15 protein-coding genes and 1 pseudogene are annotated in these 19,945 nt (G+C 62.3%); 11 read left to right on the top strand and 5 right to left on the bottom strand.

Annotated elements, in window-relative coordinates:
- Positions 1-33 precede the first annotated feature (33 nt).
- Complete coding sequence (gene ilvD, locus ABZO33_RS13615) at positions 34-1,875, bottom strand: dihydroxy-acid dehydratase (RefSeq protein WP_414536451.1); 1,842 nt, start codon at positions 1,873-1,875, stop codon at positions 34-36.
- Positions 1,876-2,225: 350 nt separating this feature from the next.
- Between ilvD and ABZO33_RS13610 the strand changes: the two genes are divergently transcribed.
- Positions 2,226-3,902 (top strand): DUF4153 domain-containing protein, encoded by a 1,677-nt coding sequence (locus ABZO33_RS13610; RefSeq protein WP_414536450.1) that lies wholly within the window; start codon positions 2,226-2,228, stop codon positions 3,900-3,902.
- 55 nt (positions 3,903-3,957) lie between these two features.
- Here the strand turns inward: ABZO33_RS13610 and ABZO33_RS13605 are convergent, their stop codons facing one another.
- On the bottom strand, positions 3,958-4,359 hold the full coding sequence (locus ABZO33_RS13605; protein ID WP_046857459.1) for a lysozyme inhibitor LprI family protein: 402 nt from the start codon (positions 4,357-4,359) through the stop codon (positions 3,958-3,960).
- A gap of 274 nt (positions 4,360-4,633) precedes the next feature.
- Here ABZO33_RS13605 and ABZO33_RS13600 point away from each other — a divergent pair, with 274 nt between their 5' ends.
- The 9 genes from ABZO33_RS13600 to ABZO33_RS13560 all read left to right on the top strand — a co-directional run bounded on the left by ABZO33_RS13600 (position 4,634) and on the right by ABZO33_RS13560 (position 15,304).
- Positions 4,634-5,611 (top strand): dipeptidase, encoded by a 978-nt coding sequence (locus ABZO33_RS13600; RefSeq protein WP_139667934.1) that lies wholly within the window; start codon positions 4,634-4,636, stop codon positions 5,609-5,611.
- 77 nt (positions 5,612-5,688) lie between these two features.
- Positions 5,689-6,219: a DUF5943 domain-containing protein gene (locus tag ABZO33_RS13595; protein ID WP_012316656.1), complete on the top strand. Its 531-nt coding sequence runs from the start codon at positions 5,689-5,691 to the stop codon at positions 6,217-6,219.
- A 15-nt stretch (positions 6,220-6,234) separates the two neighbouring features.
- Entirely contained in the window at positions 6,235-8,295 is a 2,061-nt protein-coding gene (gene dgcA, locus ABZO33_RS13590; protein ID WP_414536449.1) for a dimethylglycine demethylation protein DgcA, read from the top strand.
- 172 nt (positions 8,296-8,467) lie between these two features.
- A complete protein-coding gene (gene dgcB / locus ABZO33_RS13585; RefSeq protein WP_414536448.1) occupies positions 8,468-10,420 on the top strand; it encodes a dimethylglycine demethylation protein DgcB in 1,953 nt (650 codons plus the stop codon).
- Positions 10,420-11,652, top strand: a complete 1,233-nt coding sequence (locus ABZO33_RS13580) for an electron transfer flavoprotein subunit alpha/FixB family protein (RefSeq protein ID WP_414536447.1) — start codon at positions 10,420-10,422, stop codon at positions 11,650-11,652. Before dgcB ends, ABZO33_RS13580 begins: the two co-directional genes overlap by 1 nt.
- Positions 11,653-11,663: 11 nt before the next feature.
- Complete coding sequence (locus ABZO33_RS13575; RefSeq protein WP_414536446.1) at positions 11,664-12,434, top strand: electron transfer flavoprotein subunit beta; 771 nt, start codon at positions 11,664-11,666, stop codon at positions 12,432-12,434.
- Between the two features lie 449 nt (positions 12,435-12,883).
- Positions 12,884-13,729 carry an RHS repeat-associated core domain-containing protein gene (locus ABZO33_RS13570; protein WP_414536445.1) on the top strand — a complete coding sequence of 282 codons (846 nt, stop codon included), beginning with the start codon at positions 12,884-12,886 and terminating at the stop codon, positions 13,727-13,729.
- 78 nt (positions 13,730-13,807) lie between these two features.
- Positions 13,808-14,548 carry an RHS repeat-associated core domain-containing protein gene (locus ABZO33_RS13565; protein WP_414536444.1) on the top strand — a complete coding sequence of 247 codons (741 nt, stop codon included), beginning with the start codon at positions 13,808-13,810 and terminating at the stop codon, positions 14,546-14,548.
- A 12-nt stretch (positions 14,549-14,560) separates the two neighbouring features.
- Positions 14,561-15,304 (top strand): RHS repeat-associated core domain-containing protein, encoded by a 744-nt coding sequence (locus ABZO33_RS13560; protein ID WP_414536443.1) that lies wholly within the window; start codon positions 14,561-14,563, stop codon positions 15,302-15,304.
- A gap of 112 nt (positions 15,305-15,416) precedes the next feature.
- Here the strand turns inward: ABZO33_RS13560 and gbcA are convergent, their stop codons facing one another.
- Complete coding sequence (gene gbcA / locus ABZO33_RS13555) at positions 15,417-16,709, bottom strand: glycine-betaine demethylase subunit GbcA (RefSeq protein ID WP_414536442.1); 1,293 nt, start codon at positions 16,707-16,709, stop codon at positions 15,417-15,419.
- 297 nt (positions 16,710-17,006) lie between these two features.
- Here gbcA and gbcB point away from each other — a divergent pair, with 297 nt between their 5' ends.
- Positions 17,007-18,107 (top strand): glycine-betaine demethylase subunit GbcB, encoded by a 1,101-nt coding sequence (gene gbcB / locus ABZO33_RS13550; protein ID WP_046857453.1) that lies wholly within the window; start codon positions 17,007-17,009, stop codon positions 18,105-18,107.
- 93 nt (positions 18,108-18,200) lie between these two features.
- On the opposite strand, the gene ABZO33_RS13545 is transcribed toward gbcB, so the two are convergent.
- Together ABZO33_RS13545 and ABZO33_RS13540 are read right to left on the bottom strand one after the other, a co-directional pair.
- Positions 18,201-19,064 (bottom strand): methyl-accepting chemotaxis protein, encoded by an 864-nt coding sequence (locus ABZO33_RS13545; protein ID WP_371920989.1) that lies wholly within the window; start codon positions 19,062-19,064, stop codon positions 18,201-18,203.
- Positions 19,056-19,811 (bottom strand): annotated as a pseudogene (locus ABZO33_RS13540) (MCP four helix bundle domain-containing protein); the annotation flags it as partial. The gene ABZO33_RS13545 and the pseudogene ABZO33_RS13540, both read right to left, overlap by 9 nt.
- Positions 19,812-19,945: the final 134 nt, after the last annotated feature.

Genomic DNA, 19,945 nt, shown 5'->3' with positions numbered 1-19,945 from the left:
GGCGCACCAGGCGCCGGTCTTTTTTTCAGGCCATCACAGCCCTTCGAGCATTGCCTTGTTGCGCACCGCACCCTTGTCGGCGCTGGTGGCCAGCAGGGCGTAGGCCTTCAAAGCGGTGGTCACTTTGCGTGGCCGCACTTCTGCTGGCTTCCAGCCCTTCTTGTCCTGCTCGATACGGCGCTCGGCCAGCTCTTCATCGCTGACCAGCAGGTTGATCGAACGGTTGGGGATGTCGATCAGCACCTTGTCGCCATCGCGCACCAGGCCAATGGCGCCGCCCGCTGCAGCTTCCGGCGAGGCGTGGCCGATGGACAGGCCCGAGGTACCGCCGGAGAAGCGGCCGTCGGTGAGCAGGGCGCAGGCCTTGCCCAGGCCCTTGGACTTCAGGTACGAGGTCGGGTAGAGCATCTCCTGCATGCCCGGGCCGCCTTTCGGGCCTTCGTAGCGGATGATGACGATATCGCCGGCCTTTACCTCATCGGCGAGGATGCCGCGCACGGCGCTGTCCTGGCTTTCGAAGATCTTTGCATTGCCCTCGAACACATGGATCGACTCATCCACGCCGGCGGTCTTCACCACGCAGCCGTCCAGGGCGATGTTGCCGTACAGCACGGCCAGGCCGCCCTCTTGCGAGTAGGCGTGCTCGAAGCTGCGGATGCAGCCGTTTTCGCGGTCGTCGTCCAGGGTTTCCCAGCGGGTCGACTGGCTGAACGCGGTCTGGGTCGGGATGCCGGCCGGGCCTGCCTTGAAGAAGGTGTGCACGGCTTCGTCATCGGTCTGGGTGATGTCCCACTTGGCGATGGCCTCCTCCATGCTTGGGCTGTGCACGGTCGGCAGGTCGGTGTGCAGCAGACCGCCACGGGCCAGCGAGCCGAGAATGCTGAAGATGCCGCCGGCGCGATGCACGTCTTCCATGTGGTACTTCTGGATGTTCGGCGCCACCTTGCACAGCTGCGGCACCTTGCGCGACAGGCGATCGATGTCGCGCAGGTCGAAGTCCACCTCGCCTTCCTGGGCCGCGGCCAGCAGGTGCAGGATGGTGTTGGTCGAGCCGCCCATGGCGATGTCGAGCATCATGGCGTTCTCGAACGCCTTGAAGTTGGCGATGCTGCGCGGCAGCACCGACGCGTCGCCCTCGCCGTAGTAGCGTTTGCACAGCTCGACGATGGTGCGGCCTGCGGTAAGGAACAGCTGCTCGCGGTCGGAGTGAGTGGCCAGGGTGGAGCCGTTGCCCGGCAGGGCCAGGCCCAGGGCCTCGGTCAGGCAGTTCATCGAGTTGGCGGTGAACATGCCGGAGCACGAGCCGCAGGTCGGGCAGGCGCTACGCTCATACTCGGCGACTTTTTCATCGGAGGCGGTGGAGTCGGCGGCGATGACCATGGCGTCGACCAGGTCCAGGCCGTGGCTGGCAAGCTTGGTCTTGCCGGCTTCCATCGGGCCGCCGGAGACGAAGATCACCGGGATGTTCAGGCGCAGGGCGGCCATCAGCATGCCGGGGGTGATCTTGTCGCAGTTGGAGATGCAGACGATGGCGTCGGCGCAGTGGGCGTTGACCATGTACTCGACGGCGTCGGCGATGATCTCGCGGCTGGGCAGCGAGTAGAGCATGCCGTCGTGGCCCATGGCGATGCCGTCATCCACGGCGATGGTGTTGAATTCCTTGGCCACGCCACCGGCGCGTTCGATCTCGCGGGCGACCAGCTGGCCCAGGTCCTTCAGGTGCACGTGCCCCGGGACGAACTGGGTGAACGAGTTGGCGATGGCGATGATCGGTTTCTTGAAGTCTTCGTCCTTCATCCCGGTGGCGCGCCACAGGGCACGGGCGCCGGCCATGTTGCGGCCATGGGTGGAAGTCTTGGAACGATAATCAGGCATGGAGCGCTCCTGGCGGCTTAATCAGGTCACTGGCTTTGCGAGAAAAGTGCTTTTCCGCAAACCCAAACAGGGAGTGAGCTTCTCTTGTCCTAATACGCCGAAGGCCGGTTGCCACTGGCACGGATGGGGGTCGAAGGACCGCGCGGGATCGCCGCAGGCTCGACCAGAGCTCATAAACCCGCCGGGGATGTCTGGCGATGAATAGCCCGATTCTACACCGCCGCGCTCGTGAGGGAATGGCGTTGTGATAATTGGCTGCCGCCAGCCCGCAAGGTAAAGGCCTTGGTGTGGAGGGGACGGGTTTCGGTAGCCTTGCGCGCCTTCTACTCCCCAGGCCAAAAGGATTTGCAATGCCAGCGCCAAGTCGCCCCTTATTGTTCTACGTCGTCATCGGCCTGATCCAGGGCCTGGTGTGGCTCACCACCGTGAAGGGGGAGGGTCAGCTGCTGGGTTTCAGCCTGTCGGTAGCCCTGTGCGTCGCGGTGGCGGTAGCGGGCGTGAACCTGCAGCTGCTTGGCAGCGCGGTGCTGCAGCGTGGCACCGGCTGGTTGGTACTGGGCCTGACTGTGCTGCTCAGCGGGATCAGTGCCTGGCTGCTCGATACCGGGCAAATGGGCTGGCTGCAGCAGACCTGGTGCCTGGCCGCCGTCGTGCTGGCCTATATCGGCACCGCGTTCATTCTCGCCTGGCCGACCGGCGAAGGGCTGCGCCCGCGCTACGAAGACCTGTTCCGGCATGCCTGGAACAACGTCTTCATCGTCTTCCTGGCACAGCTGCTGACCGGACTGTTCTGGCAATTGCTGTGGTTGTGCGCGCTGCTGTTCAGCATGCTGGGCATTGCGCAGGTCAAGGACGCGGTGGAGTCACCGGTGTTTCTCTGGCTGGTGTTGCCGGTGGTGTTTTCGCTGGGCATGCGCATGGGCCGGGAAAACGAGAAGATCATCGGCCTGCTGCGCGGCATCCTGCTGACGCTGTGCCGCTTCCTGCTGCCGCTCAGCGCACTGATCGCCGTGCTGTTCACCCTGACGTTGCCGTTCTCTGGCCTGCAACCGGTGTGGGACACCGGCTATTCGACCACTCTGCTGCTGGTACTGGCGGGCATCAACCTGTTCCTGGTCAACGGCGTGTTCCAGGATGGCCGGCAAGGTAGCGTCTACCCCGCGTCGCTCAAGCGCCTGGTAGAGGCCAGCCTGCTGTGCCTGCCGGTGCTGGTGGGCCTGGCGGCCTATGCGAGCTGGCTGCGTATCGACCAGTACGGGCTGACACCGACACGGATCATGGCGTCGATGCTGGTAGGCGTGATGCTGGCGCATGGCCTGGCAGCGGTCTGGGCGGTGCTGGCGTCGCGCCAGGCCTGGCTGCACAGCCTGCGCCTGAGCAATCCGTGGATTGCCCTGCTCAGCGCGTTGCTGGTGGTAGTGTTCTACACGCCGCTGCTCGATCCGCAGGCATTGAGTGCTAAGAATCAGATCGAGCGGCTGCTCGATGGGCACACGCCGATCACCGAGTTCGACGCCGAGACCTTGTATCGTGATCTCGGCCAGCCGGGGCGTGAAGCCTTCGAGCAGCTCGAGCAGCGGCTGCAGACGGATGAGCTGTTCGATGCGGGCCGCCGCGAGCAGTTGTTGGTGCAGATGGCCCAGGTGCGTCAACCGACCGTGGCCGAAGACCATGGCCCGAAGTTCGAGTGGCTGGGGCCGGTGCAATCGAGTAGCGAATCATTGGCAGGCGCGACGCTTGCGCAAAGCCAGTGCGGTGGCAAGGGCTGCTACCTGTGGGCAGTCGACCTGGATGGCGACGGGCACAACGAAGTGCTGATGATCCCCCGGCACACCTATGCATCGAGTGTGTTCGTGTTCACCTGGGAGGAGCGCGAGTGGCGCGAGGTGGGCAGCCTGAGCGGCAACATGGAAAACCTCGACGGCCTGGCCAGGGGCATTCGCGAGGGTGCTGTGAAACTGGTGGCGCCGCGGTACAAGACACTGAGCATCGATGGCCAGGAGCTGCGGCCTGACTTCAGGCGCTAGCGCCCGGCGCGGGAACTCCCCGGGGGCCGCTGGGCGGCCCGTCGCGGGCAAAGGGTCACTGTTGGCCGATGCCCTGCAGGTACTCCGACCGCTCATCGCTACGTTGCGCCACGCAGGTGTCCCACGCCGCCTCGAACGCCTTGCTGCCGGGTTTCTCGGCCCAGGTCTCGACCTTGCAGTCGGCGTCGCGCAGTTGGGTCCACAGCTTCTCGGCGGCTTCCATCTTGCCGCTCAGCGCCGCGGCCTTGTCGCTTTCATCCGCGTACTGGTCGCGGATGCGCTGCATGAGGTCGTCATAGGCCGCCTTCAGCTCGCGCTCGGCGGTCTGTTTGTTGTAGGCGGCGCAGGCATAGCCCTGCTGGTCGGTCTCGACGTTGTCGCAGGGGGTGCTCTCCTCTTCGGCGGCGTGCGCGCCGAAAGCCACTGCCAGCAAGACCAGCCATGCCATTGATTTCATCGGGTTTCTCCTGAAGAGGCTGCGAGTCGCTGGATTCTCGCTCAGCCCAGGCCCGGGCGATAGCTCCCCGAGAAAATGTTCATGAAACCGCGTTGTCGAGACTCGCTCTCATTGCCGAGGGGCGTGTTAGAGCGTGCCAGGTCGGCCATTGACGCTTTCGGCAAACCCCCTGTCGTTTTTGCATCGGGGCGCCTCGAGCCGCAGGCATATGCTGGCCCCAAAGCGTCGGCACAAGGTTCGGCGCCTGCAAACTTCAATAAAAGGGGACAGCCTGATGAGCCCAGCCGAACTTCACGCCGACAGCATCGTCATCGACGGCCTGATCATTGCCAAGTGGAACCGCGAGCTGTTCGAGGACATGCGCAAGGGCGGGCTAACCGCGGCTAACTGCACGGTGTCGGTGTGGGAAGGCTTCAAGGCCACCGTCGATAATATCGCCTCGAGCCAGAAGCTGATCCGTGACAACAGCGACCTGGTGATGCCGGTGCGCACCACCGCCGATATCCGCAAGGCCAAGGAGCTGGGCAAGACCGGCATCCTCTTCGGCTTCCAGAACGCCCACGCGTTCGAGGACCAGATCGCCTACGTCGACGTATTCAAGCAGCTCGGCGTGGGCATCGTGCAGATGTGCTACAACACCCAGAACCTGGTCGGCACCGGTTGCTATGAGCGCGACGGCGGGCTGTCGGGCTTCGGCCGCGAGATCGTCGCCGAGATGAATCGCGTCGGCATCATGTGCGACCTGTCCCATGTCGGCTCGAAAACCTCCGAGGAAGTCATCCTCGAATCGAAGAAGCCGGTCTGCTATTCCCACTGCCTGCCCTCGGGCCTCAAGGAACACCCGCGCAACAAGTCCGACGCAGAGCTGAAGTTCATCGCCGACCACGGCGGCTTCGTCGGTGTGACCATGTTCGCGCCGTTCCTGGCCAAGGGCATCGACTCGACCATCGACGACTACGCCGAGGCCATCGAGTACACCATGAACATCGTCGGTGAAGATGCCATCGGTATCGGTACCGACTTCACCCAGGGCCATGGTCAGGACTTCTTCGAGTACCTCACGCACGACAAGGGCTACGCCCGGCGCCTGACCAACTTCGGCAAGATCATCAACCCGCTGGGCATTCGCACCGTCGGCGAGTTCCCCAACCTGACCGAAACGCTGCTAAAGCGCGGCCACTCCGAACGCGTGGTGCGCAAGATCATGGGCGAAAACTGGGTCAACGTACTCAAAGACGTCTGGGGCGAGTAAGCCGCTCTCCAAGCCTGAAAGCCCCTGCCAGCAACGCCGGGGCACACCAATAAAAATTTGTATGGAGTTGAGTTTCCATGGCCAAGATCGCCCCGCAATTGCCAATCGAAGTCGACAGCGAGACCGGTGTCTGGACCAGCGACGCCCTGCCGATGCTCTATGTGCCACGGCATTTCTTCGTCAACAACCACATGGGCATCGAGGAAGTGCTGGGCGCCGACGCCTATGCCGAGATCCTCTACAAGGCCGGCTACAAGTCCGCCTGGCACTGGTGCGAGAAAGAGGCTGAGTGTCATGGCCTGGAAGGTGTGGCGGTGTTCGAGCATTACATGAAGCGCTTGAGCCAGCGCGGCTGGGGCCTGTTCGAGATCCAGGACATCGACCTGGATAAAGGCACCTGCAGCGTCAAGCTCAAGCACTCCGCATTCGTGTACGTGTACGGCAAGTGCGGTCGCAAGGTCGACTACATGTTCACCGGCTGGTTCGCCGGCGCCATGGACCAGATTCTCGCTGCCCGCGGCAGCTCGATCCGCACCGTCGCCGAGCAGGTCTACGGCGGGTCGGAAGAAGGCCACGAAGATGGCCTGTTCGTTACAAAGCCGTTGTAAGCCGGAGATAGCGTCATGGCCTTCGAAGCAATGTTCCAGCCGATCCAGATCGGCAAGCTGACCATCCGCAACCGCGTGCTCAGCACCGCGCACGCCGAGGTGTATGCCACCGACGGCGGCATGACCACCGACCGCTATGTGAAGTACTACGAAGAGAAGGCCAAGGGCGGCATCGGCCTGGCGATCTGCGGCGGCTCGTCGGTGGTGGCCATCGACAGCCCGCAGGAGTGGTGGGCTTCGGTCAACCTGTCCACCGACCGCATCATCCCGCACTTCCAGAACCTCGCCGACGCCATGCACAAGCATGGCGCCAAGATCATGATCCAGATTACGCACATGGGCCGCCGCTCACGCTGGGACGGCTTCAACTGGCCGACCTTGATGTCGCCGTCGGGTATCCGTGAACCGGTACACCGTGCCACCTGCAAGACCATCGAGGTGGAAGAGATCTGGCGAGTCATCGGCAACTACGCCCAGGCTGCGCGCCGGGCCAAGGAGGGCGGCCTGGACGGTGTCGAGCTGTCGGCGGTGCACCAGCACATGATCGACCAGTTCTGGAGTCCGCGGGTCAACAAGCGTACCGACGAATGGGGCGGCAGCTTCGAAGGCCGCATGAAGTTCGGCATGGAAGTGTTGAAAGCCGTGCGCGCCGAAGTGGGCGACGACTTCTGCGTGGGCATGCGCATCTGCGGTGACGAGTTCCACCCCGATGGCCTCAGCCACGAGGACATGAAGCAGATCGCCGCCTACTACGACGCCACCGGCATGCTCGATTTCATCGGCGTGGTCGGCTCGGGTTGCGACACCCACAACACCCTGGCCAACGTCATCCCCAACATGAGCTACCCGCCGGAACCGTTCCTGCACCTGGCGGCCGGCATCAAGGAAGTGGTCAAGGTCCCGGTGCTGCACGCGCAGAACATCAAGGACCCGAATCAGGCCACGCGCATTCTCGAAGGCGGCTACGTCGACATGGTCGGCATGACCCGTGCGCACATGGCCGACCCGCACCTGATCGCCAAGATCAAGATGGGCCAGATCGACCAGATCAAGCAATGCGTTGGTGCCAACTACTGCATCGACCGCCAGTACCAGGGTCTGGATGTGCTGTGCATCCAGAACGCCGCGACCTCCCGTGAATACCTGGGCGTGCCGCACATCATCGAGAAGACCACCGGCGTCAAACGCAAGGTGGTGGTGGTTGGCGCAGGCCCCGCCGGCATGGAAGCGGCCCGCGTGGCAGCCGAACGTGGCCACGACGTGACCCTGTTCGAGAAGAAGGAGCAGATCGGCGGGCAGATCACCATCGCCGCCAAGGCCCCGCAGCGTGACCAGATTGCCGGCATCACCCGCTGGTACCAGCTGGAGCTGGCACGCCTGAAGGTCGATCTGCGCCTGGGCACCGCCGCCGACGTGGCGACCATTCAGGACCTGCGCCCGGATGTGATCGTGCTGGCGGTGGGCGGCCATTCGTTCCTTGAGCAGAACGAGCACTGGGGCGCCGCCGAAGGCCTGGTGGTCAGCAGCTGGGACGTGCTCGACGGCAAGGTGGCGCCGGGCAAGAACGTGCTGGTGTACGACACCATCTGCGAATTCACCGGCATGTCGGTGGCCGACTTCATTGCCGACAAGGGCAGCCAGGTCGAGATCGTCACCGACGACATCAAGCCGGGCGTGGCCATGGGCGGCACCACCTTCCCGACCTACTACCGCAGCATGTACCCCAAAGAAGTGATCATGACCGGCGACATGATGCTGGAGAAGGTCTACCGCGAAGGCGACAAGCTGGTGGCGGTGCTCGAGAACGAATACACCGGCGCCAAGGAAGAACGGGTGGTCGACCAAGTGGTGGTGGAGAACGGCGTGCGTCCTGACGAGCAGTTGTACTACGCGCTCAAGGACGGTTCGCGCAACAAGGGCCAGATCGACGTGGAGGCGCTATTCGCCATCAAGCCGCAGCCGATCCTCAGCCAGCCGGGCGAGGGCTACCTGCTGTACCGCATCGGCGACTGCGTGGCCCAGCGCAACGTGCATGCGGCGATCTATGACGCCTTGCGGCTGTGCAAGGATTTCTGAGTCCAGGACCAACGCGGCATCTGTAGCAGGACAACGTGGGAGCGGGCTTGCCCCGCGATAGCGCCAGCAGGGGCAACCTGGTTGGCCGATCGTACGCAATCGCGGGGCCAGCCCGCTCCCACGGACCTCTGCTCATGTCGGCGCACGCTTACCGCTGTTGTGGGAGCTTCCCATGTTGAACACCCTTCTACCCATTCTGCTGTTCACCGCCCTTGCGCTGGCGGTGCTTGGCGCCCTGCGCCGGGTGCGCATGTGGCGGCGTGGGCGGCCAAGCAAGGTCGACCTGCTTGGCGGTCTGTTGGCCATGCCGCGGCGCTACCTGGTGGATCTGCACCATGTGGTCGAGCGCGACAAGTACATGTCCAAGACCCACGTGGCCACCGCCGGCGGCTTCGTGCTCTCGGCCGTGCTGGCGATCCTGGTGCATGGCTTTGGCCTGCAGAGCAAGATCCTTGGCTACGCGCTGCTGGTGGCCACGGTCATCATGTTCACCGGGGCTCTGTTCGTCTTCAAACGCCGCCTCGATCCGCCCGCGCGTCTGTCCAAAGGCCCGTGGATGCGCCTGCCCAAGAGCCTGCTGATGTTCGCGGCGAGCTTCTTCATTGCTACCTTGCCGGTGGCGGGGATCCTGCCTGAAGGCACGGGCGGCTGGGTATTGGTCGCACTGCTGGGTATCGGCGTTGTTTGGGGCGTGTCCGAGCTGTTCTTCGGCATGACCTGGGGCGGGCCGATGAAGCACGCCTTCGCCGGCGCCCTGCACCTGGCCTGGCACCGCCGCGCCGAGCGCTTCGGCGGTGGCCGCTCCACGGGCCTCAAGCCGCTGGACCTGGAAGACCCGAATGCGCCGCTGGGCGTGGAAAAGCCGGTGGACTTCACCTGGAACCAGTTGCTCGGTTTCGACGCCTGCGTGCAGTGCGGCAAATGCGAGGCCATGTGCCCGGCGTTCGCCGCTGGCCAGCCGCTGAACCCGAAAAAACTCATTCAGGACATGGTCATCGGCCTTGCTGGTGGCACCGACGCGCGGTTCGCCGGCAGCCCGTACCCCGGCAAGCCGATCGGCGAGCATGGCGGCCACCCGCACCAGCCGATCGTCAACGGCCTGGTGGATGCCGAGACGCTGTGGTCGTGCACGACCTGCCGTGCCTGCGTAGAGGAATGCCCGATGATGATCGAGCACGTCGATGCCATCGTCGACATGCGCCGCCACCTGACCCTGGAAAAGGGCGCCACGCCGAACAAGGGCGCCGAGGTGCTGGACAACCTGATTGCCACCGACAACCCCGGTGGCTTTGCCCCAGGCGGGCGGATGAACTGGGCGGCCGATCTCAACCTGCAGCTTTTGTCCGAGGTGAAGCGCACCGAGGTCCTGTTCTGGGTCGGCGACGGCGCCTTCGATATGCGCAACCAGCGCACTCTGCGTGCCTTCGTCAAAGTGCTCAAAGCGTCCGGCGTGGACTTCGCCGTGCTCGGCCTGGAAGAGCGCGACAGCGGTGACGTGGCGCGCCGCCTGGGCGATGAGGCGACCTTCCAGCAGCTGGCCAAGCGCAATATCCAGACCCTGGCCAACTATCAGTTCCAGCGCATCGTCACCTGCGACCCGCACAGCTTCCATGTGCTGAAGAACGAGTACGGCGCCCTCGGCGGCGAGTACCAGGTGCAGCACCACAGCACCTACATTGCCGAGCTGATCGCCGCCGGCAAGCTCAACCTCGGCCAGCACAAGGGTGGCAGTGTCACCTACCACGACCCGTGCTACCTGGGCCGTTACAACGGCGAATACGAAGCCCCGCGCGAAGTGCTCAAGGCGCTGGGTATCGAAGTGCGCGAGATGCAGCGCTCGGGCTTCCGTTCCCGTTGCTGCGGCGGTGGTGGCGGTGCGCCGATCACCGACATCCCCGGCAAGCAGCGTATTCCCGACATGCGCATGGACGATATCCGCGAGACCGAGGCCGAGTTGGTGGCCGTGGGCTGCCCACAGTGCACGGCGATGCTCGAAGGCGTGGTCGAACCGCGCCCACAGATCAAGGACCTTGCCGAGCTGGTCGCCGATGTACTGATCGAAGACCAGGCCCCCGCCAGCGCAAAGTCGCAGGCGGCCAAACGTGAACCTGCGGAGGTGCACTGATGAGCGACATCATCCGCCGCGACCCACGCGCCGAGTGGATCGCCCGTAACCGCCTGCACCCGCTGCATGCGGCCATGCAGACGCAACAAACCAGCTGGATGGGCCCCAATGGGTTGATGCGCAAGAACCCCCATGCGATTGCTGCCGGCTTCATCGGCCCCAACGGCCTCAAGCGCATCGACCGCAGCGGCGCCCAGCAGGGCACCGGTGTCGGCGGTCGGCGCACGGCGGCCGCCGAAGTGCAGTTGCCGCTGCACAGCGTGGCTGCGCCTGCGTTCTACATCGCCGTGGTGCCAGACATGGTCGGTGGCCGCCTCGGCAGCCATGACCGTGACCTGCTCGGCCTGGCTCACAGCCTGGCCGGTAGCGACGGTGCGGTGCTGGCCGTGGTGTTCGGCGAGCACAAGGAAAGCAACTTTTCCACAGCCGGCGTCGACCGCCTGCTGGTCATCGAGGGTGAGGCCTTCGAGGGTTATGCACCGGAACAACTGGTCCAGGGCCTGCGGTCTGTGGATAACCAGTTCGCCCCACGCCACTGGCTGCTGCCCGATAGCCGCAGCGGTGGCGGCGAGCTAGGCCGACGCTTCGCCGCGGCCCTGGGGGAGCGCCCGGCAACAAGGGTGTGGCAGGTCAAGGATGGCCAGTGCATCGGCCGTGCCGGTGCCGGTCAGCAGGATATCCAGCGTAGTGTACCGCGGTTGATCGTGGCCGCCGCCGAATGCGCCGAGCCGGTGAGTGAAACCCGCCATGAAGCCCTGCCGGTGGAGTTGTCCACAGGCGTGGCGCGCAGCCTGTCGCGCATCGAAGACCTGGGTTCGGTGGCCGTGGACCCAGCGTCCATCGCCATGGCCGAGGCCGAGTTCATCGTCTCCGGTGGCAACGGCGTCAAGGACTGGGACCTGTATCACCAGGCCACTGCCGCCTTGGGCGCTACCGAAGGCGCGTCGCGGGTGGCGGTGGACGATGGCTTCATGCCGCGCAACCGCCAGGTCGGCGCCACCGGCACCTGGGTTACCGCGCGGGTCTACGTGGCTGTGGGTATCTCTGGCGCTATCCAGCACCTGCAGGGCATCGGTGCCTGCGACAAGGTGGTGGCGATCAACATGGACCCAGGCTGCGACATGATCAAACGGGCCGACCTGTCGGTGATTGGCGACAGCTCGGCGATTCTCAAGGCATTGATCGAGGCTGTGGATAACTTCCGCAGTGGCGGCCAGCGCGACGCGGCATAGGGGCAGCGAGCATGAGTACGAAAGTCATCAGCCTGGTCTCGATCGGCGCCCACCCCAGCTCAGGCCGCGCGCGCCGCGCCGAGCAGGATGCCCGTGCCGTGGAACTGGGCTTGCAACTGGCTGGGGATAACTTGCAGGTGGTGCACGCCGGCGATCCTCGTGAAGAGGCGCTGCGTGCCTACCTGGGCATGGGGTTGGATCATCTGGATGTGCTGGAACAGCCCGCCGGTGCCGATGTGCTGGGCGCGCTTGGCGACTACCTGCGTGATGCCGGCGCCCAACTGGTGTTGACCGGCAGCCAGGCGGAAACTGGCGAGGGCTCGGGCATGCTGCCGTTCCTGTTGGCCGAGAAGCTGGGCTGGCCGTTGGTGGTCGGCCTGGCCGAGGTGGAATCCATCGACAACGGCACTGCCCAGGTGCTGCAGGCATTGCCCCGCGGCCAGCGGCGCCGCCTGAAAGTGCGCCTGCCATTGCTGGCGACTGTGGACAACGCCGCGCCCAAGCCACGGCAGTCGGCCTTCGGCCCGGCCCGGCGTGGGGTGCTGGCGGCGCGCGCTGTAGAGGTCGTGGACGATCCGATGCTGGCCGAAGACGCCCTGCAACCGGCCCGGCCACGGCCCAAGCGGCTCAAGGTGATCAAGGCCAAGAGTGGCGCCGACCGCATGAAGGCCGCCACGGCCAAGGCCAGTGGCGGGGGCGGCAAGGTGCTCAAGGATGTTTCTCCACAGGAAGGAGCCGAGGCCATTCTCAAATTGCTGATGGAGGAGGGGGTGCTGCGCTGATTTACCCACAAACGCTGTTGGTCACACTGTGGATAATTTGTTCGAAAACCACTGTAAGCCACGTACGACAGGGCGTAGATTGACTTGATCGAATTTTGAACAATAGTATTTTCGCTGGGGGCGGGGACTAGGAATTGTGATCGAGTTCAATTATGCACAGAGTCTGGATAGAAGGCTTCGAGTTTTCAACAAAGCCTGTTCATGCCTCTGTGGATAATTTGTTTGTGCAAGGCTGCAGGCCCTGACTTCATTGAGCTGCACAGAAGTGACTATTTTTTGAGCAGCGGTAGGCGGCGGAGCCGTTGGATAAATAGGCCAGGCCGTACCCGTCAATAGCTTTAAAGGGATTCCCCTGGACCAAGCTGGCTGTCTGACCTAGCAATTTTGCCAGTTAAAGCGGCGTGGCAGTGGGTGATAGTGTTGCTGTCACGTCAGACAGTAGCCTACCCATGTTCAAGACAAAGCTGTTCGCAAGCGACCAGCTGCTGAGTCCTGGCCTTGTTTTGGACGCTTCAGGCTATGCGCTTGCTTCCTATACTCCATTCGGTGACCGTTGCGCGTTGACGGGTTTCGCGCGCATGGGGTTTACGGGGCAGTTTCGTGAATCAGAATCGGGTAGTTACCTGCTGGGCAATGGCCGTAGGGCTTACAACGCTCAGCTTATGCGTTTCCATTCTCCCGATACACTGAGCCCATTTGATGCCGGAGGCCTGAACTCCTATGCGTATTGCAAGGGGGACCCTGTCAACATGACCGATCCAAGTGGCAATGTCCCTGGATATAAAGCGACAGTGATGGGGAACTCGCCGGCACTCTATGTGGCAGGTAAAATGATGGTCACCAGCCTCTACAATAGAACACTGCCAAATGCTCAAGATGCCGTTGTCGCGCTCGCCACAGCAGCAGTTGGCGGTTTAGGTATGTATGGGGCTCTGTTGCAGTATCAGGGGGAACCGTTGGGTGATGATTATGCTAACTGGACAACAGCGATAAATGGGGCTGGAACGACGGCATATCTGCTTATGTCCGATGTACTGAAAGGCGGTACGTTAAGCCTTGAAAAAGTTCGGGAAGTCGGTGGGAAGGTGGTTAGTTATACCCGCGAAAGTTTCCGAACCCGACATGCGGGCGAAATCGCAATGGCGGATATGGTCCAGAGTAATAAAAAACTGCTTAGCACGTTCACCACGCAGCACAGTGTCGTAGAAGTCAGGGCCAGACGCCCGGGCTCTACCAGCTCGGATAGCGAGCCCGAACTTTCCACCTCTGCCTCGTCATTGAGGCAAGCTAATTAATTAGCCTGTTCGGATATTCCGTCTGCCTTGGCTCAGCTACGGTTTGTTCTGGTTATTCGACCTGTCGAGGTACCGACCATGTACGCCTCACCTTCATTGTTACAGACGGATCTTCAGCACAGCGCCCTTGCTGTCAGGCCACGAGGCGCTCCTCGATTTATTGCTTATACCGTCTATGGCGCAAGTCCGGCAGCGCCCGCAGGGCCATTGACGGGATTTGATGGGATAGTGCGTGAAAGTTTCTTGAAGGGGTATCTGCTCGGAAATGGCTATCGGGTATACAGTCCCTTGCTGATGCGATTTTATTCCGCCGACCAGATGAGTCCATTTGAGCGAGGTGGGATAAATACCTACGCATACTGTCATGGAGATCCAGTTAATTTTCGAGATGACTCTGGAAGAGCGCGAGAAAAGTTAGGTAGAAAAATATCGACGACAGACTTTCGTTCTGCTCAATTAAAAGGTCAGGCTGTGAAGTTAAAGTTGGAAATAAAAACCTTGGATCATAACCTAAAAAAAAGCCAGGAGGTACTAAGTAAAAACATTGACGCCTCGTCGGTTAAACCAAGTCAGGCGGAAATATCACTTAGAAAAACCATGGTGGAACTGCATCTTCGTAAGCGGAGTGCCGAAGAGTCGTTAACGCAAATCTCTCAGGAACTTAAGGCGATTTCGCCACCAGAGTCGAGCGCGTCAAGTGATACAGAATCAAGTGGAAGCGTACCTCCTTCACCAGGTGTTTTAAACGTAGAGACCATGATTATCCGAGGTTCATCGAACTCTGCGGATTCTCGAGAGGCGAGTAACAGGTTTTTCTAGGGGAAAGGCGTCATGATAAGCAATGCGCTGCTTCAGAAAACTGACAGGCTAAGAAGCACGTTAAGCAGCCTCTCAGGTAGTGCCTACACAGTCTATGGCTTTCAGAAGTCTCCTCCAGCGCTGTTGGGCTTCGCAGGTCAGTTAGGTGAGCGTAGCCTGAACGGGTACGCGCTCGGTAACGGTCATCGTTTTTACAATCCCTCCCTGATGCGTTTCCTTTCTCCAGACGCATTGAGTCCTTTTGCCCAAGGGGGAATCAATGGTTATGCCTATTGCGGGCTTGACCCCGTCAATCATGTAGACCCTGATGGGCGACAGTTCTATTCAGTCGCAAAAAATAATCTCATGACGGCAAAAATTTTCATGGAGGGCATTTATGTTTTCCAAAAAATTGTAAAGCGCTTTATCACCGGTTCAGAGGCGCCATGGTATGAGCCGAAAAAATTTGGTGAGTATGTTTCATACACTTTCAAGGCGACTGCTGTGGGGTTGACTGCGATATCTGAGCTTGTAAGCAACCTGCCAGGCCCTACTACGCCGGGAGAGCAGGCCAGTCACGATGGACTGATGAATACCTCTGACAATTTGAAGGGGACGGCCGCAGTATTCAGTCTAGCCGCGACAGGTGTCGAAATTATCATTGCCGGTGTAGATATTTTTCAGGCGATACAGAAAAAGAGGCAAGCCGATCTGAGTCGCGCCACCGAGATGTTGAGGCAAGCGGGGGATAATGTTGATTTGTTGCGCACGCTTTAAGGGACTATTTGGTGTGCAGCAGAGGGCTTTCTGGGGTCGCTCCACGCGAACATAAAAAGGAATGCCCTACATACCGGTTGCCTATGGCCAGACAGCACGTAGGGCTCCGAGGTTACTGAGAGGTCACTTCCTTTAGATAAGGGGCCGGCTCGGCACCTAAATTATTCAGTAGCCGCTGGCTATACCAGTCAATGAAATTCACCACCCCAAACTCATAGGTCTTCGAATACGGCCCCGGCTGATAGGCGGTTGAGTTGATCCCCCGCTGATTCTCCTCCGCCAACCGCCGATCCTGGTCATTGGTGGCATCCCATACCTTGCGCATCTCCTCCGGGTTGTAGTCCACCCCCTCCACCGCATCCTTGTGCACCAGCCACTTGGTGGTGACCATGGTTTCCTGCGCGCTGATCGGCCACACGGTGAACACGATCATGTGGTCGCCCATGCAGTGGTTCCACGAATGCGGCAGGTGCAGGATGCGCATCGAGCCCAGGTCGGGGTTCTTGATACGGCCCATCAGCTTCTTGCACGCCACCTTGCCGTCCATGGTCATCGACACGGTGCCCTTGAGCAGCGGCATGCGCACGATGCGGTTACGCAGGCCGTGGCTCTTGTGCAAGTAGGGGATCTTCTCGGCTTCCCAGGCAGCGGCCGAGGCGGCGACGTGATCCTTGAATTCCTGGCTGGCGCGCGGGTCGTTGGTGTCGTCCCATTCCAGCAGCGTCTTCAACAGCTCAGGGTGCGAGCCGTTGCAGTGGTAGCACTCGCGGTTGTTCTCCAGTACCAGCTTCCAGTTGGCCTCTTCCATCAAGGTGGTCTGCACCGCCACCTTGGTGTTTTCCATGTCGTACGGTTCCATGTAGTGGTCGAGCGTGGCGAGGAACTCGTCGATGGCCGGCGGGTTCTCAGCCAGGCTGATGAAGATGTAGCCCCCGGCCACCTTCACGTTCACAGGCTTCAGGCCGTAGTCCTTCATGTCGAAGTCGGCGCCCATCTCGGTGCCGGCGAACAGCAGGCGGCCATCGAGTTCATAGGTCCACTGGTGGTAGTGGCAGACCAGCTTGGCCACCTTGCCTTTGTCGCTGACGCACAGGCGCGAGCCGCGGTGGCGGCAGACGTTGTGGAAGGCATGCACCTTACCTTCGGCACCGCGAATCACGATGATCGGGTTCTTGCCGATCTGCAGGGTGATGTAGTTGCCCTTGGTCGGGATCTCGCAAACCATGCCGGCGATCAGCCACTCCTTGTGGAAGATTTCCTGCATGTCGATCTGGAACAGGCGCTCGTCGCAGTAGAACGGTTGCGGCAGCGAGTAAGTGCGCTCGCGGGTCTGCAGCATCTCGGCGGTGGCCTTGCGTGCAGGTTCCAGTGGATCGCCCAGGCTCAGGGTTGCGGTGACGTCCATCGTGTGGTCCTCGGGGCCGCGTGCGGCCGGCTGAAGTGGCTAATCGTTGTTGTAGTGCCGCAAGGCTGTTCTTCGAGATAAACAGCGTGTTGTTTTGCCGAGGAGTGTGCGTCCGGGCAGTGAAAGGACCATATCCACGGGCGACATGGCCGCATCGAATTCCGACGCGCCAGCCCTTGTAGCGCGGGGCTGGTCGCGATAAGCACGCCGATGTCGCGGATGGGAATGTACGTAGACGGCGCTATGCGCATTATCGGAGCCATAAGAAAGGCCGACAGTCGGCTGCTGGAGATGAACATGTCCGATACCTTCCTCAATCCGGTTACCACCCAGACCTGGGCCAATGGCCGCCACATCGTGCGTTGCGTCAAGGTCATCCAGGAAACCTGGGACGTGCGCACCTTCTGCTTCATGGCCGACCAACCGATCATGTTCTTCTTCAAGCCTGGGCAGTTCGTCACCCTGGAGCTGGAGATCGAAGGCAAACCGGTGATGCGTTCGTACACCATCTCCAGTTCGCCATCGGTGCCCTACAGCTTCTCCATCACCGTCAAGCGCGTGCCGGGCGGGCTGGTCTCCAACTTCCTCCACGACACCATGCACGAAGGCGCAGAGCTGCCGGTGCACGGGCCGGTGGGGTTGTTCAACGCCATCGACTTCCCGGCCGGCAAGACGCTGTACCTGTCCGGCGGCGTCGGCATCACCCCGGTGATGTCCATGGCCCGCTGGTTCTACGACACCAACGCCAATGTCGACATGGTGTTCGTGCACAGCGCCCGCTCGCCGAAAGACATCATCTACCACCGCGAGCTGGAGCAGATGGCCTCGCGCATCCCCAACTTCAGCCTGCATATCATTTGCGAGAAACACGGGCTGGGTGAGCCGTGGGCGGGTTATCGCGGTTACCTGAACCAGCGGCTGATGGAGCTGATCGCCCCGGACTACCTCGAGCGCACCATATTCTGCTGCGGCCCGACGCCCTACATGAGCGCGGTCAAGCGCATGCTTGAGGCGGTCGGCTTCGACATGAAGAACTACCACGAGGAATCGTTCGGCGCGACGCCGCCGGAGGCCAAGGCCGATGCGGTGGAGCACGCGGAGGCTGCGGCCGATGCGCCGGAAGTGGATGTGGCCGATCTCAACCTGGTGGAGTTCGTCGGCAGCGACAAGAGCATCCGCGTGGCCCCGGGCGAGACCGTGCATGCGGCGGCAGCCAAGGTCGGGCTGATGATCCCCAAGGCCTGCGGCATGGGCATCTGCGGCACCTGCAAGGTGCTCAAGCTTGGCGGCGAGGTGGAGATGGAGCACAACGGCGGGATTACCGAGGAGGACGAGGCCGAGGGCTACATCCTGTCGTGCTGCAGCGTGCCGAAAGGGGATGTGCGGATAGAGTACTGATCCGGCACTGCAAAGCACCGCGGGGCAAGCCCGCTCCCACGCCAAACCTGGACCTGGCGTGGGAGCGGGCTTGCCCCGCGATGCGTTTGAGGATCAGGTGCGGAACCGCGCCACCAACCCGTTCAGATCCACTGCCAACCGCGACAGCTCGGCACTCGCCGCGCTGGTCTGATGCGCGCCGGTCGCGCTCTGCACCGACAGGTCGTTGATGTTCACCAGGTTGCGGTCCACCTCTCGGGCCACCTGGGCCTGTTCCTCGGCGGCGCTGGCAATTACCAGGTTGCGCTCGTTGATCTGCGCCACCGCGCCGGCGATGGTGTCCAGCGCCAGGCCTGCGCCACGGGCGATGTTCAGGGTCGATTCGGCGCGCTCGGTGCTGGTGCGCATCGAGTCCACGGCCTGCTCGGTACCGCCCTGGATGCTGCCGATCATCCGCTCGATCTCGCTGGTGGATTGCTGGGTGCGGTGGGCCAGGGCGCGTACCTCGTCGGCGACCACGGCAAAACCACGGCCTGCCTCGCCGGCGCGGGCTGCCTCGATGGCGGCGTTGAGCGCCAGCAGGTTGGTCTGGTCGGCCAGGCCGCGGATCACGTCCAGTACCTTGCCGATATCGCGGGACTGCTCGGCCAGGTGGGCGATCAGCTTGGCGGTGGCCTGCACATCGCCGCTCATGCGCTCGATGGCGCCCACGGTCTCCAGTACCAGGTCGCGGCCATCGCCAGCTGAGCGGCTGGCTTCGCTGGATGCTTCCGAGGTGCTGACCGCATTGCGTGCCACTTCTTCGACGGCGCTGGTCATTTCCGTAACGGCGGTGGCGGCCTGCTCGATCTCGTTGTTCTGCTGCTGCAGGCCACGGGCGCTTTCGTCGGTGACGCTGTTCAGCTCTTCGGCGGCGGAGGCCAGCTGGGTGGCGGAGCCGGCGATCAGTTGCAGGGTATCGCGCAGCTTGTCCTGCATCTTGGCCATGGCCTTGAGCAGGCGCGCGGCTTCGTCGGTGCCGTCGGCGTGAATGCTGTGGGTCAGGTCGCCTTCGGCGATCTGCTCGGCGGCCTTGAGCGCCTCGTCGATGGGCTTGACGATGCTGCGGGTGAGCAGGAAGGCGAACAGCAAGGTCAGCACCGTGGCCGCCACCAGCAGGCTGATCACCAGGGCGAAGGCGCCGCTGTACTGCTCGGCCGCCTGGGCGTTGGTGGCGCTGGTCTGGTCGGTGTTGATGCGCACCAGCGCGTCCATGACCTTGTTGATCTGCTCGGAGTTGTCCAGCAGGTCGCGGTTGAGCAGGTCACGCAGGGCATCGAGGTCGCCGGCCTGGCTCAGGCTGCGCATGCGCGCCTCGAGCTGGCGGTACTGGTTGAGCAGCAGGCCGTACTGGTCGAAGGCGGCTTTCTCGTCGGCGGCGGTCACCAGCGGCTCGTAGGCGCGGCGCGCCTTGTCGATCTGCGCGTTGCGCTCGTCCAGCAGGCGCAGGGTGTCTTGCTGGGTGGCCGGCTCGCGGTTGAGCAGCAGGCGGTAGGAGAGGGTGCGCAGGCGCAGATTCAGTGCGGTCAGCTCGTCGAGAGTCTTGATGCTGGGCACGCTGACTTCTTCGATGGTCACGCCGGCCTGGCGGATGTTGCCCATCTGGATCAGCGAGAAGATACCCAGGCCGAGCATCAGCACACCGATCACGGCGAACCCGAGCAACGCGCGGGGCGCGATATTCATATTGCGTAAGGACATGGAGGCGGTTTCCAAGGCAGAAGAGGTGCCGCGATCCATGCGACGGAAGAAGACCTGCCTGCCTATCGGTCGTGACCGGCCAGTCTTTAGGCTGACGCGATGAAATTGTGAGGCAGCTA

Origin of the sequence: Pseudomonas sp. CAM1A, from assembly GCF_047501685.1 — a bacterium.
Taxonomy (GTDB): Bacteria; Pseudomonadota; Gammaproteobacteria; order Pseudomonadales; family Pseudomonadaceae; genus Aquipseudomonas.
Note: the sequence above shows the minus strand (reverse complement) of the source record. Positions and strands in the feature narration are given on the sequence as shown.

Bases quoted from the DNA above. Each gene is read 5' to 3' on its own strand.
- ilvD (WP_414536451.1), bottom strand. From the start codon at position 1,875: ATGCCTGATTATCGTTCCAAGACTTCCACCCATGGCCGCAACATGGCC.
- ABZO33_RS13610 (WP_414536450.1), top strand. From the start codon at position 2,226: ATGCCAGCGCCAAGTCGCCCCTTATTGTTCTACGTCGTCATCGGCCTG.
- ABZO33_RS13605 (WP_046857459.1), bottom strand. From the start codon at position 4,359: ATGAAATCAATGGCATGGCTGGTCTTGCTGGCAGTGGCTTTCGGCGCG.
- ABZO33_RS13600 (WP_139667934.1), top strand. From the start codon at position 4,634: ATGAGCCCAGCCGAACTTCACGCCGACAGCATCGTCATCGACGGCCTG.
- ABZO33_RS13595 (WP_012316656.1), top strand. From the start codon at position 5,689: ATGGCCAAGATCGCCCCGCAATTGCCAATCGAAGTCGACAGCGAGACC.
- dgcA (WP_414536449.1), top strand. From the start codon at position 6,235: ATGGCCTTCGAAGCAATGTTCCAGCCGATCCAGATCGGCAAGCTGACC.
- dgcB (WP_414536448.1), top strand. From the start codon at position 8,468: ATGTTGAACACCCTTCTACCCATTCTGCTGTTCACCGCCCTTGCGCTG.
- ABZO33_RS13580 (WP_414536447.1), top strand. From the start codon at position 10,420: ATGAGCGACATCATCCGCCGCGACCCACGCGCCGAGTGGATCGCCCGT.
- ABZO33_RS13575 (WP_414536446.1), top strand. From the start codon at position 11,664: ATGAGTACGAAAGTCATCAGCCTGGTCTCGATCGGCGCCCACCCCAGC.
- ABZO33_RS13570 (WP_414536445.1), top strand. From the start codon at position 12,884: ATGTTCAAGACAAAGCTGTTCGCAAGCGACCAGCTGCTGAGTCCTGGC.
- ABZO33_RS13565 (WP_414536444.1), top strand. From the start codon at position 13,808: ATGTACGCCTCACCTTCATTGTTACAGACGGATCTTCAGCACAGCGCC.
- ABZO33_RS13560 (WP_414536443.1), top strand. From the start codon at position 14,561: ATGATAAGCAATGCGCTGCTTCAGAAAACTGACAGGCTAAGAAGCACG.
- gbcA (WP_414536442.1), bottom strand. From the start codon at position 16,709: ATGGACGTCACCGCAACCCTGAGCCTGGGCGATCCACTGGAACCTGCA.
- gbcB (WP_046857453.1), top strand. From the start codon at position 17,007: ATGTCCGATACCTTCCTCAATCCGGTTACCACCCAGACCTGGGCCAAT.
- ABZO33_RS13545 (WP_371920989.1), bottom strand. From the start codon at position 19,064: ATGCAGGACAAGCTGCGCGATACCCTGCAACTGATCGCCGGCTCCGCC.